Source organism: Myroides profundi, from assembly GCF_000833025.1.
GTDB lineage: Bacteria > Bacteroidota > Bacteroidia > Flavobacteriales > Flavobacteriaceae > Flavobacterium > Flavobacterium profundi_A.
In genome coordinates, this window is record NZ_CP010817.1 from 529,537 (window position 1) to 549,476 (window position 19,940).

15 protein-coding genes are annotated in these 19,940 nt (G+C 34.9%); 8 read left to right on the forward strand and 7 right to left on the reverse strand.

Annotation, left to right across the window (positions count from 1 at the left end):
* Nucleotides 1-73: 73 nt before the first annotated feature.
* The 3 genes from MPR_RS02420 (at nucleotide 74) to MPR_RS02430 (ending at nucleotide 2,005) form a co-directional block, all read left to right on the forward strand.
* On the forward strand, nucleotides 74-433 hold the full coding sequence (locus MPR_RS02420; RefSeq protein WP_041888821.1) for a heavy-metal-associated domain-containing protein: 360 nt from the start codon (nucleotides 74-76) through the stop codon (nucleotides 431-433).
* A gap of 136 nt (nucleotides 434-569) precedes the next feature.
* Nucleotides 570-1,103 (forward strand): transposase, encoded by a 534-nt coding sequence (locus MPR_RS18080; RefSeq protein WP_052472623.1) that lies wholly within the window; start codon nucleotides 570-572, stop codon nucleotides 1,101-1,103.
* Nucleotides 1,104-1,135: 32 nt separating this feature from the next.
* The gene (locus tag MPR_RS02430) at nucleotides 1,136-2,005 is read left to right on the forward strand and encodes an IS3 family transposase (RefSeq protein ID WP_432416612.1); all 870 of its coding nucleotides are present in this window, start codon (nucleotides 1,136-1,138) and stop codon (nucleotides 2,003-2,005) included.
* Nucleotides 2,006-2,269: 264 nt separating this feature from the next.
* Here the strand turns inward: MPR_RS02430 and gldD are convergent, their stop codons facing one another.
* Genes gldD through mutY form a run of 3 tightly spaced genes read right to left on the reverse strand, consistent with a single transcriptional unit; the run spans nucleotide 2,270 to nucleotide 4,419 of the window.
* Nucleotides 2,270-2,860: a gliding motility lipoprotein GldD gene (gene gldD / locus MPR_RS02435; RefSeq protein ID WP_041888826.1), complete on the reverse strand. Its 591-nt coding sequence runs from the start codon at nucleotides 2,858-2,860 to the stop codon at nucleotides 2,270-2,272.
* A gap of 40 nt (nucleotides 2,861-2,900) precedes the next feature.
* Complete coding sequence (locus MPR_RS02440) at nucleotides 2,901-3,344, reverse strand: single-stranded DNA-binding protein (RefSeq protein ID WP_006260551.1); 444 nt, start codon at nucleotides 3,342-3,344, stop codon at nucleotides 2,901-2,903.
* A gap of 4 nt (nucleotides 3,345-3,348) precedes the next feature.
* Nucleotides 3,349-4,419: an A/G-specific adenine glycosylase gene (gene mutY / locus MPR_RS02445; protein ID WP_082027816.1), complete on the reverse strand. Its 1,071-nt coding sequence runs from the start codon at nucleotides 4,417-4,419 to the stop codon at nucleotides 3,349-3,351.
* A 117-nt stretch (nucleotides 4,420-4,536) separates the two neighbouring features.
* On the opposite strand from mutY, the gene MPR_RS02450 reads away from it, so the two are divergent.
* Both MPR_RS02450 and MPR_RS02455 read left to right on the forward strand, forming a co-directional pair.
* On the forward strand, nucleotides 4,537-4,833 hold the full coding sequence (locus MPR_RS02450) for an HU family DNA-binding protein (protein WP_006257401.1): 297 nt from the start codon (nucleotides 4,537-4,539) through the stop codon (nucleotides 4,831-4,833).
* 288 nt (nucleotides 4,834-5,121) lie between these two features.
* The gene (locus MPR_RS02455) at nucleotides 5,122-6,678 is read left to right on the forward strand and encodes an Rne/Rng family ribonuclease (protein ID WP_041895124.1); all 1,557 of its coding nucleotides are present in this window, start codon (nucleotides 5,122-5,124) and stop codon (nucleotides 6,676-6,678) included.
* 471 nt (nucleotides 6,679-7,149) lie between these two features.
* On the opposite strand, the gene pbpC is transcribed toward MPR_RS02455, so the two are convergent.
* From pbpC to MPR_RS02470, 3 genes are read right to left on the reverse strand one after another with little or no spacing between them, the layout of a single operon-like run.
* Nucleotides 7,150-9,528 carry a penicillin-binding protein 1C gene (gene pbpC / locus MPR_RS02460; RefSeq protein ID WP_041888831.1) on the reverse strand — a complete coding sequence of 793 codons (2,379 nt, stop codon included), beginning with the start codon at nucleotides 9,526-9,528 and terminating at the stop codon, nucleotides 7,150-7,152.
* A 59-nt stretch (nucleotides 9,529-9,587) separates the two neighbouring features.
* A complete protein-coding gene (locus MPR_RS02465) occupies nucleotides 9,588-15,113 on the reverse strand; it encodes an alpha-2-macroglobulin family protein (RefSeq protein WP_041895126.1) in 5,526 nt (1,841 codons plus the stop codon).
* A gap of 16 nt (nucleotides 15,114-15,129) precedes the next feature.
* A complete protein-coding gene (locus MPR_RS02470) occupies nucleotides 15,130-15,573 on the reverse strand; it encodes a nucleoside deaminase (RefSeq protein ID WP_041888833.1) in 444 nt (147 codons plus the stop codon).
* A gap of 72 nt (nucleotides 15,574-15,645) precedes the next feature.
* Here MPR_RS02470 and MPR_RS02475 point away from each other — a divergent pair, with 72 nt between their 5' ends.
* Genes MPR_RS02475 through MPR_RS02485 form a run of 3 tightly spaced genes read left to right on the forward strand, consistent with a single transcriptional unit; the run spans nucleotide 15,646 to nucleotide 19,335 of the window.
* Entirely contained in the window at nucleotides 15,646-17,412 is a 1,767-nt protein-coding gene (locus tag MPR_RS02475) for a 1-deoxy-D-xylulose-5-phosphate synthase (RefSeq protein WP_041888835.1), read from the forward strand.
* Nucleotides 17,413-17,415: 3 nt separating this feature from the next.
* Complete coding sequence (locus MPR_RS02480; RefSeq protein ID WP_041888837.1) at nucleotides 17,416-18,615, forward strand: DUF3078 domain-containing protein; 1,200 nt, start codon at nucleotides 17,416-17,418, stop codon at nucleotides 18,613-18,615.
* 12 nt (nucleotides 18,616-18,627) lie between these two features.
* Nucleotides 18,628-19,335: a porin family protein gene (locus MPR_RS02485; protein ID WP_041888839.1), complete on the forward strand. Its 708-nt coding sequence runs from the start codon at nucleotides 18,628-18,630 to the stop codon at nucleotides 19,333-19,335.
* On the opposite strand, the gene MPR_RS02490 is transcribed toward MPR_RS02485, so the two are convergent.
* Nucleotides 19,323-19,937: a hypothetical protein gene (locus MPR_RS02490; protein ID WP_041888841.1), complete on the reverse strand. Its 615-nt coding sequence runs from the start codon at nucleotides 19,935-19,937 to the stop codon at nucleotides 19,323-19,325. The two genes, MPR_RS02485 and MPR_RS02490, sit on opposite strands and share 13 nt — an antisense overlap.
* Between the last annotated feature and the right edge of the window lie 3 nt (nucleotides 19,938-19,940).

The window sequence follows — 19,940 nt, forward strand, 5'->3', positions numbered from 1 at the left end:
AAAAGCAACTGATTTATCAGTTGCTTTTTTTATTTTTGTACCATCAAGAATGTAATTTTAAAAAACCACAAAGATGAAAATAGTAAAGTCAATAGGCTTCATGATGTTAGGAGCTATATTATTAGTATCGTGTAAGAATGAAGAGAAGACAGCTGATGCGTCAGTATCTACTGCATCTACAGAAGTAGCTGGTAATGTGGAGCACACTACATTTAAGATCGACGGGATGACGTGTGAGATAGGATGTGCGAAGCTTATAGAAGGTAAGTTAGCAGGGTTAGACGGAGTGAAGTTAGCTAAAGTTGACTTTGATACTAAGACTGCAGAGATAGACTTTGATGAATCTAAGCAGAGTGTAGAGTCGTTAGTAGGTACTGTAGAGAAGATCGCTAATGGAATTTATAAGGTAGAGAGCGTTAGTGCTACTAAATAATAAGAACAATATAAGAGTAGGGGCATTCCTCATCTGTTTAAATATTTGATCTAAAGCGAGTGTGTTGAGACATACTCGCTTTTTTTATTGATTGACCCGTCCTAAAAAAACTGTACAGTTTTTAAAACATTAAAAGATGGGAAGAGAACCAAAAAACAAAGAGCGTTATCATTTAAAATTCATAGAACAAATAGTTCAAGAAATAGAGAATGGAGCAAGTCAAAATTCGGTAATTCGCGAGTATAGCCTAAATAAATCTACGCTAAATCGTTGGGTTAAGAAATATGCAAGTCCCGAGTATCATGCTACACGTAAGAATAAAGTTTATTCAGAAAGCCTTAAACGTCAAGTAGTTCATAGTATTACAGAACACCATATGACAGCACAAGAAGCCTGTATAATGTATGGTGTAGAAAGTATAAGTACAATAAATAACTGGTTGTTAGTTAATTATAATAAAAACATAGATATTTGTAATGCAATTGTTATTCCGTCACTTATGGAAGAAAAAACATCCAATACAGAATCTTTAGAAATTAAAGCTTTAAAAAAGGCTTTATCAGAGGCACAATTTAAGATAGTAGCTTTAAATACATTGATAGATGTAGCAGAGAAAAGTTTGGATATTGATATCAGAAAAAAGTCTGGTTCCAAGCAGTTGAAGAAGTAAAACTCTTATACCCTAATAAGGGAATAAAAAAAATATGTCAACTGTTTGGTAAAACTCGAAGTGCTTATTATCAGTCAATAGACAGATACGCAAGTCAATCTATTAAAGATGAGATTATTCTTCAAGAAGTTTTAAATATTAGAGCTACTCTACCAAGAGTAGGTACTCGAAAACTTCAACATATGTTACAAGAACGCTTAGGTTCGCACAATATAAGCGTAGGAAGAGATTATCTGTTTGATTTATTAGACAGTCATAAAATGTTGGTTAGGCAACGAAAGCGCAAAGCATATACAACAGACTCCAGAGCTTGGAGAGGACAGTATTTAGACTTGTATAATGGAGTAAAAGTTACTAGACCAGAACAATTTTGGGTAAGTGACATCACCTATATCAGGTTAAATAATACTTGGGGCTATTTAAGTTTAATCACAGATGCTTATTCTCATAAAATAATGGGCTATAGTTTTAGCTTAGATTTAACTACTAATGGATGCTTACAAGCCTTGAAAATGGCATTAAAGAACAGGATTTATACAGAGAAACTTATTCATCATTCAGATCGAGGATGTCAATACTGCAGTAGTGTTTATACTAAAATACTGATAGAAAACAACATATCTATTAGTACAACACAAGGTGGTGAACCAAGAGATAATGCAATAGCTGAGCGTGTAAATGGTATAATTAAAGGTGAATTTGATTTAAACTATTCAAGTTTAGGTTATCAAAAAACGATTGATAAAATTAAGAATAGTATAGAAGCTTATAACCAAATTAGACCTCATGATAGTTGTGATAGGTTAACTCCAAATCAAGCTCATTTAAAGACAGGTATTCTAACTAAGAGATGGAAGAATTATTACAAGACTAATAAACAAAAACAACAACCTGTACAGTAATAAAAGGATTAATAAAAATCTGTACAGTATTAAGTAGGATTATTAACTATAACTGTACAGTTATAGTAGGACGAGACAGATTTCGTTCGCTTTGAGTCCGTAGTGAGTCCGTAGTGAGTCCGTTATTTTGGATGATTTAACGGAGTTGTGATGTACTGATGATGTAGAAATGAAGTTAGCATAACGAAGAAGACTCCTATAAAAACAAAATGGAACTAATCTATAAAGACTAGCTCCATCGGAATATAAAAATCGAGATGTATTCTATTTAATAGCAGGTGTGTTTACCTCCTGCTTACTAGTCCATTTAAGTGTCTCTAGTAGTGTTCTCATATCTTTCTTTACATATTCTGTAGCGGGTAAGATAGAGTCATAGTTTGGTTTAGCATAGAAGTATAGAGAGGCTACGATAAAGTTTTTTACACTGTCTGTAGCGTAGAACTGTACATTCGTGGCAGCGTTCCCCTGCACATCATATAGCATACCATATACTCTGTCATCAGAGTTGATATAAGGTTGTTCTATAATCTCATCAGCCTTCACGAAGTGCTCATAAGTAAGCTTCTGTGCGTCTTTTAGCAGTAGATTTAAGTTGTTCTCTACAGGCTTATAGTTGATGAAGATGGTGGCCTTCATCTGTGGGTAATGTATCTCTAGCGAGTTCTTTTTAGTCTCTTTAATAGTAGACCATTGATTCTGACTAAACTCAAAACCGTTTTCGTTTTGATAAGTCTTGTATTCCTGATTAGGATAGTCTAGAGCTAAGAAAGCATTTGGCTTAGGAGTAGTATCCTCTTTGCAGGCAGCGAAGAAGACTACAGATAATAGTAAAGTGCTTATATATTGGAATTTCATCTTTCTTATTTCGATTAAGGTTTACTAAGTAGTAACCTACTTAAAACGGCAAATTGTCATTATTAGTCTCTTTAGGAATATTAAAATTATCTACAGCCTCTTTTTTCTCTTCTTCAAAAGATGTTTTTTGTCTGTAGTCATTTTCTTTTTTGGTATCTAAGAACATAAATTCTGTTACCATAATCTCCACTGTCTGTCTGTTCATGCCGTCTTCACCTTGCCATTGACGGGTGCGTATTCTCCCTTCTACATAGATGCGATCTCCCTTAGATAGATATTTCTCACACACTTCAGCAGCTTTGTTTTTGACTACTAGATTATGCCATTCTGTAGAAGTATATTTTTCTCCAGAGGTTTTATTGACATAAACTTCATTAGTCGCAATCGGAAAACGACCTATACAATTACCATTTTCGAAGTAATGCATCTTGACGTTATCACCTAAGTGACCTATTAATGTAACTTTATTTAGGGTGCCGTTCATAGTGTTAGGATATTAGTGTTTTTAAATCTAAGGATGTAATAAAGTTATGAATTACAATCGGAAATCCAAATTTATTTAAATCCTCCCAACGTGTTTGTACAGAAGGTGTTGCTTCTATTTGTACGCACCAGAACTTGATGTGTAACTTCTGATGTGATAGCTGGTGTATGATAGCGTCAGTCGTCAGTTCTTTTATCTCCTTTATATATAAGGTGTCGTATCGCTCTCTCAGTGCAGAGTCTATGTCTTCTACATGATGAGTGAAACTGTCGAATACTGGAAATTGGTATAGCTGTTGCCAGATATCTTTAGCTGTGCGTTGTTCTATATGAGTATTACCATCTTTATCAATGAAGATGATGAAGTCTAAATAGCGTTTTTTTACCTTTACCTTGCTTAGTTTGATAGGGAGTACAGCCACCTGATTAGTCTGGTAGGCTACACACTCTTTAATAAAAGGGCATGATGGACAGTCAGGACTCTTCGGAGTGCATTGTATCGCACCGAAGTCCATGATCGCTTGATTAAAGGTTGCAGGGTCGTGCTGAGGAATTAGAGTAGCTGCTAGTGCTTGAAATTCTTTTTTAGTAGTATTGGTAGAGATATCAGAAGTGATACCGTATACACGTGATAATACTCTGAATACATTGCCGTCTACTACAGGTACTACTTCATCATAAGCGATAGAAGCTATGGCTGCTGCAGTATATTCTCCTACTCCTTTTAATGTAAGTAGTTCTTTATAATTAGGAGGAAATACTCCATTTAGCTCATAAGCCACCTTTTTTGCTGTTGCATGAAGGTTTCTAGCTCTACTGTAATAGCCAAGTCCTTGCCATAAGCGCATTACATCATCTTCGGGTGCATCTGCTAAATCTTTTACAGTAGGATAAGTGGTTAAAAAGGCTTCAAAATAGGGTAAACCTTGCGCTACTCGCGTTTGTTGCAGTATTATTTCTGATAACCAAATGGCGTAAGGGTTTTTAGTTTCTCTCCATGGTAAAAAACGTTTGTTTTCTAAGTACCAAGTAATGAGTTTATTAGAAAAAATCATTGTAAAAAGTATTGAACGCAAACTTAAAACTTTATATATTTAAATTTTAATCAATTAAGGTTGAATTATTGGGATATAAATTAATATATTTGCACACTCTAAAAATATCAGACAACAACAAAATAATTTATATCTAAAATGACGAAAGCAGACATTGTAGCTAAAATTTCAGAAAAATTAGGGCTTGAGAAAGGTGAAGTACAGGCAACAGTAGAATCTTTTATGGAAGAAGTAAAAGGATCTTTAGAAGCTGGTGAAAATGTTTATTTAAGAGGTTTCGGTAGTTTTATTATTAAAACTAGAGCTGAGAAAACAGGAAGAAACATCTCTAAAAACACGACTATCAGAATCCCTGCACACAATATCCCAGCATTCAAACCAGCTAAGGTGTTTGTAGAAGGCGTAAAGTCAAACACAGAAGTAAAAGTAAAATAATTTATTAATCTCTAAATTACACACATTATGCCAAGTGGTAAAAAAAGAAAAAGACATAAGGTAGCGACGCACAAACGTAAAAAAAGAGCGAGAGCTAACCGTCACAAAAAGAAAAAGTAGTTTAAAACTACTTTTTTCTTTTAGTAGAAAAAAGATACTGAAAAAACTTGCCTTGCAAAAGGTAAGTTTTCCAGATAGAAATATCTGTATTAATGTTTAATCCATCTATACAAACTCATTTGGTCTTATAGACATCGTAATGGATGAGTATGGATAAAAATGTACAGTGTGAATAAAGAGCTAATTATTAGGTCGAATTCTGATACAGTAGATTTTGCCTTATTAAAAGATGGAAAACTAATTGAACTACACAGAGAGAGAGAAGAGAGTGAGGATGATGGTTTCCAAGTTGGTGATATTTTTATCGCTAAAATTAGAAAACCTGTAGCAGGACTTAATGCTGCATTCGTTCACGTAGGATTTGAGAAGGATGCTTTCTTGCATTATCATGATCTAGGTCCTAATCTTCGAACTTTACTGAAGTTCACTAAACTTGTAAGCGGAGGTAAATTAAAAGATTACTCCTTAAAAAACTTTCCTTTTGAGGAAGAAATTGATAAAGATGGAGTGGTTAGTGATGTATTAAGTGCTAATCAGTCTTTATTAGTTCAGATTGTTAAAGAACCAATTTCTACTAAAGGACCTCGTATTAGTTCTGAACTTTCTATAGCAGGACGTTATGTAGTCTTAGTTCCTTTCTCTAATAGAATCTCTATTTCTCAAAAGATAGAATCTAAAGAAGAAAAAGAGCGTTTAAAGAAACTTCTTCAAACAATCAAACCAAAGGGATTTGGAGTAATAGTACGTACGGTAGCAGAGGGAATGAAGGTAGCAGAGATCGAAAAAGATCTGCAGAACCTAATGACTCGCTGGAACAATATGTGCAAAAAATTAAGCGTAGCTCATCATCCTTCTAAAGTATTAGGAGAGGTTAATAAAGCATCATCTATTCTTAGAGATGTGTTTAATGATACTTTCACGGGTATCATGACTGATGATGAAGATATGTATTACCAAACGAAAGACTATTTGCAAGAGATAGCTCCTTCGAAAGTTTCTATTGTGAAACACTATCAATCATTAGAAGTGCCGATTTTCGAAAAATACAATATCGAACGTCAGATTAAGACTTCTTTTGGTAGAACTGTTTCTATGAGTAAGGGAGCTTATTTAATCATAGAGCATACAGAGGCGTTACACGTCATAGATGTAAATAGTGGAAACCGCTCAAACAAAGCTCAGTCTCAAGAAGACACTGCCCTTGAAGTTAACCTTATCGCTGCAGCTGAGATAGCTAGACAGCTTAGATTAAGAGATATGGGTGGAATCATCGTAGTAGATTTTATTGATATGGGGAACCCAGAGAATAGAAAGACACTATATGACTTCTTAAAAGAAGAAATGAGTGATGATAAAGCAAAACACAAGATCTTGCCTCCTAGTAAATTTGGGTTAATTCAAATCACTAGACAACGTGTTAGACCTGAAGTCAGTATAGAAACAAGAGAAGAAGATCCGAATGAACACGGTGAAATCGAAGCTCCTATTCTTGTAATTGACAAAATAAAGGCTGACCTAGAAAATATTATTTCGAAAGATAAGTCGAAAAAAATTATCTTAAATACGCATCCGTTTGTTGCTGCTTATTTAACTAAAGGAATTCCATCTATTAGAGCTAAGTGGTACTTAGAGTTTAAAAAATGGGTTAAAATAATTCCACGTGACGCTTACACGTATCTAGAATACCATTTCTTAGATGATAAAGGAAATGAACTTTCAGAATAACAAAAAAACCACTAGTCAGAGATTAGTGGTTTTTTTGTTTCTAGCCTTTTTATAGGGTTATTGCCTTTTAATAATCAAATATTTTTTCCTTTTATATCAGCTTGAAAGAAGTATAAAATCACTTTTTGTGTTTTTAATACACTGTTATACTCTTAGGGTATGCTTTTTTTAATTATAAGTTTTTATTGGTAAATAGAGGAAGAATGTATGATTTTAAGTTAGAAGACTTATCCTTAGTAGTTTATTTGTGGTGTTTTCTATTTTATGATTTGCTTTTTATAACTTTTTCAGTACTTAAAAAAGTAATTTAGTACTACAAAAGGTTTCATCAGAACTATTTGGTATTTATTGTTTTGGATTAGAGATGTTTATCATACTGATTAGGTGCTGTGAATAAAAAATAGAAGAAGAAGATTAGAAGCTGTTTTGAGTGCAATTGGGGAGTAGAGGAGCTTGAATAGCTCCTCTACTTTATTTAGGGCTACTGAGTTCTAAAGTGATCTGAATCGTTTTAGTATTTCCATCAGCATCTACTATGGTTAGATAGTGCGTACCTGGATCTGCCTGTATAGCCTGTTCATGAAATAGTGAGGTCTCGCCTAAGTATTCTTCATCTAGGTACCAGTACAGTGTTTTGGCAGGGTTGCTAGTGGCTGCTTTAGCTATAAAAGGTTGTACATTAGAATAGAAGTCTTTAGTCAGATAGATTAGATCATTGTGCTTAGGATAGATAAACTCTGTTGTATTCTGCGCGTTATAATCTATACAGTCAGGTCTATAAGGAGGTAAGTCCTTATAATCACTGTGATGTCGCTTATAGAAGTGAGCCATAGTCGGAGGCAAGATGAACCAAGGCTGATTAATGATATTATCAATGGGTTCACACATACTATTGACTTGAAAGCTCATCGACTGATCTAAGTGAATAAGTTTGTGATAAGGGCATAGTTCTGTCTTTTTAGCACGATAGGGTACTAGCTCTGTTCTCTTGTTACAATACGGACTAGCGAGATAGCCAGATTGTGTACATACTTCTATCTCTTCCATATCATTTAGTGGTTGTTCAAACCAACTCGTACGTGGTAATAGATTAAATACATCAAATAGTATAGGACCAGCCATACGCACTCCACTGATAGATGGACGACCTTCTCCAGAGGCATTCCCTACCCATATACCGACTACATACTTTTTATTAACACCGACTGCCCATGCGTCTCTACCTCCAAAGCTTGTACCTGTCTTCCAAGCTATTTTAAAGGATGAGTCATAGTATCTCCATGCTTCATCTCCTTCTGGTCGATTAACTTGTGTAAGTGCCTTAAAAGTATTGTAAATGGCTCCTGCACCAAGATGTGCTTTCTCTTTGCTATCCTGTCCAAAGTCAAGTTGAACGTTCTTATTCCAGTTTAGATCTTGTATTTCGTTACTTCTATATTGACCTTTTGTTTTGTTGTAATAGTTAAGGGTAGAAGCTAGTCCTGTATATGCTTTTGTTATCTCCCATAGATTGCTCTCAGCTCCCCCTAATATCAGGGATAGACCATAGTGATTTGGATGTTTAGAAATGGACTTGAAACCTAAGTTTTGCAATTGATTATAGAATCTGTAGATGCCATATTTCTGAAGCATTAATACAAATGGAATATTTAGTGATCTAAATAAGGCTTCGTCTGCTGGTACTGCTCCTTCATAAGAGCTATTAAAGTTCTCAGGTTTATAGCCCGATATCACTACAGGTATATCAGCAGCTAATGTTTTGGGTAGGAGTTCTGCATCATCTAGCATACTCGCGTACAAGAAGGGTTTAATGATACTCGCTGTACTGCGCTGTGCATGGATGATGTCTACATCTTTTTTATGTTGTACTGTAGTAGGGGTATTTCCTACATAGCTGATGATATTACGTGTTTCTACATCTATGACTATAACAGCCATATTATAGATTTCGGTCTGACTATAATTAAAATAATATCCCTTCACGATATCATTGACACGCTGTTGAATATTATAGTCTATCGTAGTATGATTTCTCTCTTGACTATTCGTCTTAGCTACATACTGTAATAGGTGAGGTGCTATCTGAGGTAGCTCATGAGGCTTCTGTGGTAGAGGCTCTTCTAATGCTAGTAGATAGGTGCTCTCATCAAAAGTACCTTTGTCTAGTAGCTTTTTCAGTAAGGCATTTCTTTTTTTAAGTAATGTTTCTTGGTTCTTTCCTGGGTAGATAAGACTTGGAGCGTTCGGTAGCACTGCTAATGTAGCACTCTCTGCCCAAGATAACTGTTCTGGTGTTGTCCCAAAATAACGCCAAGCAGCTACTTCTATACCTACTACATTACCTCCAAAAGGGGCATGCGATGCGTATAGGCTTAATATTCTATCTTTACTATACTTAAACTCTAGACGAGTAGCTTGTATCGCTTCAATAAGTTTCTCTGAATAGCTTCTTTTCTTACCATCTCTAGATAAACGAATAGTCTGCTGTGTAAGTGTGCTTCCTCCTCTGACTACCTTGTCAGACTGAAGATTAGCTCTAAAGGCTTTTATCATTGAAACTGGGTTAACTCCCCAGTGGTAGTAAAAATAGTCGTCTTCGAAGGCAATAATACACTCCTTGAACTTATGAGGTACAGAGTTTACTTCAGGAAAACGCCATTGCCCATCTGTCGCTATCTGTGCACCGAGAAGTTTGTTATCATTACTTTCTATTACGGTGGAATAGGGCTTAGTGAACAATTCGCTAGGTAGCGAAAAGTAATAGAGTACTAAGAGAATAAAAGCGATGATCGTCATCACTTTTCTCTTTAAAGACCATGTTTTCCAGTTAAAGTTAGGTTTCAGTTTCATATAAAATAAAAATACAGGGAATTTTGTTTCCCTGTATTTATTTAATGATTGTCAATTTATTATTTTACTACTTCTATCCATTGTCCTGCTGTACGGCATCTGTATGAATTGTCATACATCGCTTCTGCATAGACTCCTGGCATATAATATTTACCTAGGTAAGATGCATTTAATACTACTCTTAATGTCTTCGTCTCTCTTGGATTAAGACTGAAGTAGAAGTTAGAACGGTCATCTCTGATATCTGTGTGTTGTACAGGATTACTCACTTCACCAGCATCTGTGTATCTCAGGTTTACAATCTCCCATCCAGATGGGATAATTTGTGTCAATGCTACATTATCAATGCTGTTAACAGTGGTATTCGTAATCGTAATATAAGCAGAGAACTCTGTTCCTTGGCTCAGCTGAGTAGGGTTAATTACTTGCTGACTTGCATCTCTAAATGAGGTGCGAATACTGATATTACTTTCGTCTGTCAATTCTTTTCCTACAGGAAGGATACCACTATAAGCCACGCGAGCATAAACAGTAGAAGTATTCTTATTGATTAAACTAACTTCATTAGTAGAAGATATCGTTTTAAAGTCATACTCATACATATTGTTTTTTGTCGTAGCATTTGTAGTCGTTCCATTACTTGTGAAGTCTACATTAATACCTTCTTTTGATTTATTATTCTTTACATAAGCTGAGATCACGTTCAGTCCAAATGCTGTACTCTGTGTACTCATCCATGTATTAGAACCTAATCTTTTTGCCAATGTATTAGCGTATTCATGCATTAACTTATTATTCGATTTAGTCAGAATAAGTGTTTCTAATGCCATCGCTAATCTTCTCTCATAAGAACCATAATAGTAATACTGAGATTGATTATTCTCTATAATAGGTGAGCTTGCTATTAGTTTATTAGCAGCTTCTTTTTGACCCGCTAAAGCATAGGCTGCTGCAAGACGTAACTTCGTATCAGCAGAAATACCAGTAGTCTCTCTTAGTCTGTTCATAGAAGCTAAATCAGCATTACCAGCTAGTGCTAGTGTGTATAATCTATAAGCCTGTGCAATATCATTATTATAACGACTGCTGTATGACCATGATCTTACAGCTTTTTGTTGATAAGCGATTGCATTAGCTTTACTTCCAATAGGTAATGCATAGCCTCTTTTTTCAGCTTCGATTAAGAAGTGTAAGATGTATGAAGTAGTCCAGTCATCAGAATAAGAATCACTGCTCCAGTATCTAAAGCTACCATCTGCCATCTGACGTTGAGCTAATGTCTTTAACCCTTCGTTGATATTGCGCTGTAGACTTTCTTTTTTGCTCTTACTTACATAAACTAAGTCTTCTAAGAAGATCTGAGGGAATACTCCAGAAGTCACCTGCTCACTACATCCGTGAGGATATTTAATCAAGAAGTTTAATCTAGATGTTAGATTGATACCAGGGAAAGTAGATAGCTCTAGAGTAGCTTTATTACTACCTGTCACTCCAAACTTCTCCCATTCGATTTTATTTGTACTATTCGGTTCTAATACGATATCTTCTGTCTTTACAGTGATAGGATTAGGATTTAGTACATCTAATTCTACTACATAAGTAGCTCTCTCTTTACCAGATATAGCTTCTATTTCTATCTTAGAAATACCTGTTTTTTGTTGTACTTCTAAGTCACAGTACACTACTTTTTCGTCAGGTTCACTGAATGTTATTTCCTGTGTAGCATTATTCTGAATCTTAAACTTGTCATCTGTTTTTACTTTTACAGTTACATTTTTCACATGGCTTTCCATAGCGAATACTGTAATCGGTAGCGTTACTTTCTCTCCTGGTACAGCTCTTCTAGGAAGAGAACCTAGTATCATCAGAGGGTTGTTTACTTTGACCGTTTTTTCTACACTTCCGTATGCTTTAGTAGCTACATTAGAAGCAACCACCATCGTACGAACTGATCCTATGTACTTAGGTAGTTTTACTTTATGAGTTCCAGTTTTTCCTCCATCAAGAACGAATGGACCTAAGTGGATAACAACAGGTTTAAATCTATTTGCTTTCTTCACTTGACCAGCTCCAAGGTCTTCATCTCCCCCTATGCTGAATACTTGATTAATAGCACCACCATAAGCTCCAATAACGTTGTCATAAATATCCCAAGTACGCACACCTAAGGCAGTTTTGCTATAGAAGTTATCCCATGGATTAGGAGTCTTAAAACGTGTTAGATCTAGTAGACCGTCTTCTACTATCGCTATAGTATAGGTCATTTTTTGACCTGCCTTTTCTTTTACTTGAACAGTGAATTCTTGTTCAGGTTTTAGTTTGTCAGGCATAGTCAGAACAGGCTCTAGCTTAGTCTTCTTATTGTATACATTGATAGGAGCTACTCCATACATACGTATAGGAGAGTTATTTAACGTAGAAGCATGTGGCTGTATAGCAGATACATTGATGTATACATTAGGCGACATCGCTTCTGTAGTAGCGATTTCGAATGTAGTTTCTCCTTTTTGAGTTTTCACCCAATGTGTCTCTAATACAGTAGATCCATTCTCTATAGAGATTAATGCTCTACCACCTTCACTAGATGGGAAAGATAGTTTTATCTTCTCTCCTGTATTATAATCTTTTTTATCTGTAGCTAGGGCTAATACTGTAGCTTCTTTTCCTTGTGAATGTTTGGTTTTACCAGACCAATAAGGGTAGTCTACATATACTACTGAAGAAGCTATATGTTTACCATATTTATCACGAGCTACAATCTCATAAGTACCCCAGTCTTGTTCTGGAATAGTCAGAGACATAGTAGCTGTACCGTTAGAAGATGTAGTATAATCCACCGCATCTTTATACACAGAGTAGTAGTCTGAACTACTGTAGCTAGAAGCTCCATTGTTATTAGAGCTCCACCACCAATATCCTTTTTTTCTATAAACAGTTACGTTGATATCATGAGATTTAGGAGCCCCTTGTGCATTCACAGTTATAAAAGAGAATTTAAGTGGTTCGTCTGTTTGATAATATCCGTATTTATTAGCGTCCGGTGCCTTTATCCCTACATAGGTATTGTATGGAGAGATCGTAGCTGTAGATACATCAGTAGATACATCACCTCCGTTTTCATATACCTTAGAAGTGAAGATTGCTTTTAGCATTCCTGTGTTTTCAGGTATATTGTTTAGATTAACAAAAAAGGCAAAGTCACCTTCAAAGTCAGTTGATCCTGAGAAAGCATTTATCTCTTGAGAACCATAAGAACTCAAGCTGTTACTAAATGAATACGCTTTATAGTTAGAGAAAGTTGTTGTTTGAGGAAGTAACTTAAGGGTTACTTCAGCTTTTAAGTTTTTAGCAACACTTCCTTGTAGCCACTGTACGTTATAGTCGACTCTAGCACTGTTACTATTGCTGTAAACAGTTTTGCCTTCGATTGTGTTTTTAATTTTTAAACGATTCGGTTTTATCGTTTCGATTTTAATTTGCTTGTAGAATTTAGCTCCTCCTACACTTACAACTGCCTGCCAATTCCCAGTAAGAGATTCAGGGTTTGTTTTTAAAACATAAGCGTAGTGATTATTAGCATTCTTTTTCTGTACTATCTGGTCAACTACTTTCCCATAAGGATCAGAGAAAGTTAGTTTGATCGGGTGGTTAGCAGGTAGAGGATTAGCTAGATCATCAAGAATGAAATCTAGGTAAATGTTGTCTCCTGGTCTCCATACTCCTCTTTCAGTATAGATATATCCATTGATACCTTTTTGTAATGTAGTACCATCTACATCATAGTTACTCATAGATAGAGAGTTTGCCTCATCTATTTTTACATAAGTTGTATTTCTATCATCTTTTATAATAGCAAAGGCAGGTTTCTTTTTCTCTAAATTAACAGTAAGTATACCGTTAGTGTCTGTCTTCGCAGAAGTAATTAATTGTTGTCTATAGGTATAGAATTCTACTGTAGCTGCCGCAACAGGATCTGTTGTAATTAGATTTGTAACAATCGTTGTATAGATGTTATTATTACCACCTTTAATAATCACACCTAAGTCAGTAGCTAATACATTAGTAGCTGCTTTCTCGTGATAGTAGTAGTAAGATTTAGAACAAGGGTCATCTTTCTCGCTCCAGTCATAGTAATAGTAGTAATCATCATCATAATACTCGTCATCTTGATTTAGTTCCTCATCTGTATCTTCTTCTATATCCTCATCTGTAGTCTCGCTGTCTTGACTCTCAGTACATCCATATAGTGAGTGCGAACGGTCAAATGAGAACTCCACTCTGTATATTGCTCCTGGATCAGGACTAATAAGAGTAGATAAGTCTAAGGCATAAGTATTGTACTGCATTAATGCTTTAGGGTTCGCATTCGTCAGTTTAATTGTAGTTTTTGCGATAGGATCAGCTACTCTGTTAAGGCTGTATTTTCCATCTATATTATTCTCTTGTAAGAATTGAAGAATATTGTTTTCGTATATTTTGTAAACTTTTACATCTACAGCTTTTAGAGTAGTAGCTCTAAAGTTTATTTTTAAATTCTCTGAGCTAGGTAATATTGTACCACTGTTGATTAGTTGTACATCAGGTTTAGGAATACCGAAGTTTAGCTCTACTACTTCCGTAGTTAGCGTTTTATTCCCTTTGTTATCTTCAATACCTGAACTGATTCTAATATTGATTTTGTCTTGTAACGGTTTGTCTGCAAATACTTTTAATACGTTTCCATCTGTTGAGAAAGTTAGTTTTGCGTCGTTATTCTCTAAGTCTATAAGACCATTAAAGTCTTGATTCTTCTTAAGAGGGTTCGAAAAGTTAATCCAAAAAGCTTGTGCGTCATCAGCTACAGGTTCAACCTTAAAGTGATCAAAGTAATTCTGTTGAGGTACTGTGTGTATTTCAGTGCTTTTAGCAGCATTATTTACAGGTTTACCATTGATAACGATATCAATCGATGATTCTGAAGGGTTTCTCTTAATCTTATTGATTGTGAACTTAAATTCTTTAGCTTCTGTTTTATCATCACTATCAAATTTTAGATCTAAGTTCTTTTTTTCTTGTACTGCAGTAAGTACTTTTTTTGCATCAGCAGTAGTTAGCCAGTCACTTGTAGTCAGTACACCATTAAGAACATATTCTGTATCAGATACACTCTGAAGGTCTAATAACTGTGTATGGAATGTCTGAGGTACAGTCATCACCATAAAAGAGAAGTTCTTTAAGGCATCTTCTGTCTCTGTAACTTTGTCTAAATGAAAAGTAATATTATATCTCTGATCTTGTTTTAATCGCTCAGAAGGGATAAAACGGATCACATCTGTAGGTAAGTATACTACTTTCCCTTTTACAGCTGGTGTAATTGTAAATAGGTCACTGTCCAATTCTTCATTAGGAGCCCAGTTTTTCCAGTTTTTAGGAATACTGATATCGATAGGATCTTTAGTAGAGATAACACCTGCCGTAAAAGCAAGTATATATTCACTAAAAAGCTTAGGGTTGGATAAATTGACATTTAAATCCCCATTCTTTTTACAAGACTGGAGTGCTATAAAAGCACAGCAGATGAGGATAAGTAGATTTCTGAATTTCATAGTTATAAGCAGTTTTTTATTTTCTTTTATTTTCAAAAAACGATTTCATTAAAGCCGTACATTCTTGTTCAAGAACGCCATAGACTACTTCAGTCTTTGGATGGAGTTGTCCTCCTATGGCTTTATATCCTCTTTTATCATCAGATGCACCATAAACAACTTTGGTTATTTGACTCCAATAAAGGGCTCCTGCACACATCTGACAAGGTTCTAAAGTTACAAATAAAGTGCAGTTTTTCAAATATTTAGCGTTTAAGTAATTAGCAGCAGAAGAGATAGCTTGTATCTCCGCATGAGCAGTCACATCGTGTAATAGCTCTGTCAAATTGTGACTTTTAGCTATAATTTGGTTGTTGGCAACTACGATTGCTCCTACAGGGATTTCTCCCTTATCATACGCTTCTTTTGCTTCGCTTAGAGCAATACGCATAAAATATTCATCTGTGAAAAATGTATCCATTCTTTTGTGTTAACATAAATGCAAAGTCAAAAGTAAAAACAAAATTGTAATTTTGTTTTTATTTTATTTAGAATGTCTAAAAACTTACTTGAACATATTAACACTCCAGCTGACTTAAAGAATCTTACAATTGAAGAATTGAAAGGATTAGCTGTGGAGTTGAGAGAATTTATTATTGATATAGTTGCTAGTAAAGAAGGGCATCTAGGAGCGAGCTTGGGTGTAGTGGAATTGACCATTGCGCTACATTATGTATTCGATACTCCTAGTGATAATTTGGTATGGGATGTTGGCCATCAGGCTTATGGACATAAACTACTTACTGGTAGACAACAAGTATTTCACACCAATAGACAAAAAGGCGGTATCAGTGGATTTCCTTTGAGAGAAGAGAGTGTTTATGATGCTTTCGGAGTAGGGCATTCGTCTACTGCTATTTCTGCTATTTTAGGTATGGCTATCGCAGCTAAGTTAAAAGGGGAAGAAGATAGATGTCATATCGCTGTTGTAGGTGATGCGTCTATTGCATCAGGAATGGCCTTTGAAGGATTAAATCATGCAGGGGTGACAGATACTAATATGTTAGTGGTGCTTAATGATAATGCTATAGGTATAGATCCTAGTGTAGGTGCATTAAAAGATTATTTGACATCGGTGAAGGATGGAAGTAATCCACGTGCAAATAATATGATTAAGTCTTTAAACTTTGATTATCACGGACCAATAGATGGTCATGATTTGCCTAGATTAATAAAAGAACTCGAAAGATTAAAGAATATAAAAGGCCCTAAGTTTCTACATGTTATTACAACAAAAGGAAAAGGACTAAAACAAGCGGAAGAAGATCAGGTAAAATACCACGCTCCTGGTAAGTTTAATAAAGACACAGGAGAGTTAATACCTAAGAAAGAGAATGAGTTCCCTTCTAAGTTCCAAGATGTTTTTGGATTAACTTTAGTTGAGCTTGCTGATGCTAATGAGAAGATAGTAGGTATTACTCCTGCGATGCCTACGGGTAGTTCATTGAAGTTTATGATGGACGCTTATCCAGATAGAGCAATAGATGTAGGGATAGCAGAACAGCATGCAGTGACATTAGCTGCGGGTATGGCTACAGAAGGTTTAATTCCTTTCTGTGCGATATATTCTACTTTTTTACAGCGTGCCTATGATCAAGTTATTCACGATGTGGCTTTACAGAATCTTCCTGTGATATTCTGTTTAGATAGAGCTGGATTAGTGGGTGAGGATGGAGCGACACATCAAGGGGTGTATGATATTGCTTATTTAAATTGTATTCCTAATATGATTATTGCAGCACCTTTAAATGAATTAGAGTTGCGCAATTTATTATATACAGCTCAGTTAGGGCTAAATCATCCGATAGCAATACGTTATCCTAGAGGGAAAGGCGTTATTGAATATTCTTGGAAATTGCCATTTGAGAAAATTAATGTAGGAAGTGTTTCTCAAATCAAAAAAGGAAATAAATTTGCATTTATCTCTACAGGAACTATTGGTAATAATGTAGTTAAGGCAATGGATGTATGTGATAGTACTGCTTGGTCACATTATCACTTTATGTTTGTAAAACCATTGAATGAAGAAGTATTACATCATATCTGTCAAGAATATGAAAAAATAGTAACTATAGAAGATGGAACTGTAGTAGGAGGTTTTGGTAGTACAGTGAGTCAGTTTGTTACGAAGTATTATCCTCATATTGTTGTGGAGGTGCTAGGAGTTAAAGATGAATTTATAGAACATGCGACTGTGCTAGAACAACAACAGTTATGTGGAATAGATACAGAAAGTTTAGTTGCAATAATAAAGAATTAAGTTTTGGGAAAGATTAAGAACGGTTTACTTGGTTTAGTTGTATTAGGAAGTTGTTTACAGATGTATGGGCAAGAAGTAACAGAAGGTAAACAACCAGAAAATAAGAATGCTCAAAATGTAAAGAAAGATACTTTACGCGTAGAAGAGAATCCATTTAATCCCTTAATGGGAGTGATCCCGTATAAAGATTACAGTGGGGGAACGATTATATATGATAAGAATGATAGGGGAGAATCTTTCTTAAAACCTGCGGTATATGTGGAAAGAAAGAAGCCTAAGATGAATAAGATAAAGACCAATTATAATCCTAATATAAATTTAAGTCTTTTACCTATTAACAACGAGATAATAGGTTATTGGGAAAAAGAAAATCGCTTAGGGTTAGACTTTAATCAGATTGCTTTTGTCAATTGGAGTGCTGGAGGAGATAATTCTATTTCAGGACTTTTAAAAGGGGAATTTGGACGAAAGTATATTAAGGGACGTTTATTATGGGAAAATACATTAAATTTAAGATATGGACTGAATAAGCAGTCTGGAAGAGAATCTCGTAAGACAGATGATGTATTAGAATTAAACTCTGCTTTTGGGTATAAGTCTTCTGCAATTTCGGATTGGTATTATGTAGCGAAGCTAAACTTCAAAACGCAGTTTACCAACGGATATAATTATCCTGATACTGATAATCCTGTATCAGCTTGGTTTGCTCCTGCATATTTATTCGTCGGGGTCGGAGCTGAGTATATAGATCCTAAGACAGAGATGAAGTTTTATATTTCACCATTAACGCATAAAGCAACATTCGTTTTAGATCAGACATTAGCAGATCAAGGAGCATTCGGTGTGACTAAAGCAGAGAAAGACGACTTAGGTAATATTATTAGACATGGATCTAATCATAAAGCAGAAATAGGTTTTTTATTGAGTAGTGAATGGAAGAGAGAGATATTTAAAAATATGTTTTATCAACATAAACTAACTTTGTATAGTGATTATCTAAACAACTTTGGTAATGTAAATGTCATGTTTGAGATGAAGTTAGACCTTAAGGTTAATGATTATGTACGTGCTAATGTAGGAACGTATATGATTTATGATGATAATGTAAAGAATAAAGTTGTGAGAGATGGTGTGCAGGTTATGGAAGGCCCTAAGGTGCAGTTTAAACAAACTTTAGGAGTAGGGTTAACTTACGCGTTTTAATTCTAAGAAGCTATGAGAAAATTACTAGTTATAGGTATTGTGTTGTTGAGCAGTTTTATCGCTCACGGACAAGAATACGTTGAGTCAAATGAAAATATAAATGAGACTGTTCAAGATTCTTTAAAAACAGTTGATTTTAAATATAGAGAAGATCAGTTTTATTTTGGTATCACACATACGCTAATGCAAGGTAAGCCTGCTGGTTTTTCTCCTAGCTCCGTATCTATTGGAATGAATGGAGGATTCTTAAGAGACTTCCCTATTAATAAATCTAGGACTGTAGCTATAGCTCCTGGAGTAGGATATTCTTATCTGAACCTAAGAGGTAATCTCGGGATAACACCAGAGAACGAACATGTTATTTTAGGTTCGTATAAGAAAAGTAGTTTATCATTGCATGCTATTGATTTTCCTATTGAACTTCGCTGGAGAAACTCAACACCATATAGTCATAAGTTTTGGCGTGTTTATTTAGGGTTTAAGGCTAGTTATGTTTTTGGGGATCGTACGAAAACTACTACAAGTGATTACTCTGCTACTTATAAAGGGGATCCTAATGTGAATAAATGGCTGTATGGAGTCTATCTATCAGCAGGGTTTAATACATGGAACGTTTATATGTATTATGGACTTAATAGTGTATATAAAGATGAGGTGTTGAAATGGGATTCTAATAAACTAAGACTTCTAAATGTAGGAGTAATGTTTTATATTTTATAATTGATAAAAATATAGACTAGTGAAGGTATAATTCCAATACAAAAACCTTGGATAATTTCTTTGGCTGTATGTGCTCTTAGTAGCAATCTTGAACTAGCAACTATCCCAATTAAAAAGACGAAAAGAATTACCCCGATAATATTAGGCTGTTGTAGTTCTATTAATACGTGAATGTAAAACATAAAACTAGTGACCAATGTAGTGATATGGACACTTGACTTCTGTTTTAATAATCCAAATAATAGAAGTAGGAGATAACTATTCATTAACCCCCAAATGTATAAGCGTATTGTATAAGCACTATTGTTATATAGAATATAATCCTTTAGCATAAACAGTAAAACAATGTTGATGATAAAAGGGATGATACGCTCTTTTCTTGAGCTGACCATAACAGAAGTATTGACAAGCTTAAGAGATCTCAACAAAAAGTAAATACATATAGGCAATAGGCAGGTTGTAATTAGAACTTGCCCTAATATAATAGACATTTCTACTGAAGAAAAGTAGAAATGAGCTAATGAAAAATACAATAAAGTCGTTAAGAAAGGGACTGTTATTGGATGAAAAATATAAGAGAATAATTTCGCTGTTTTTTTCATTTA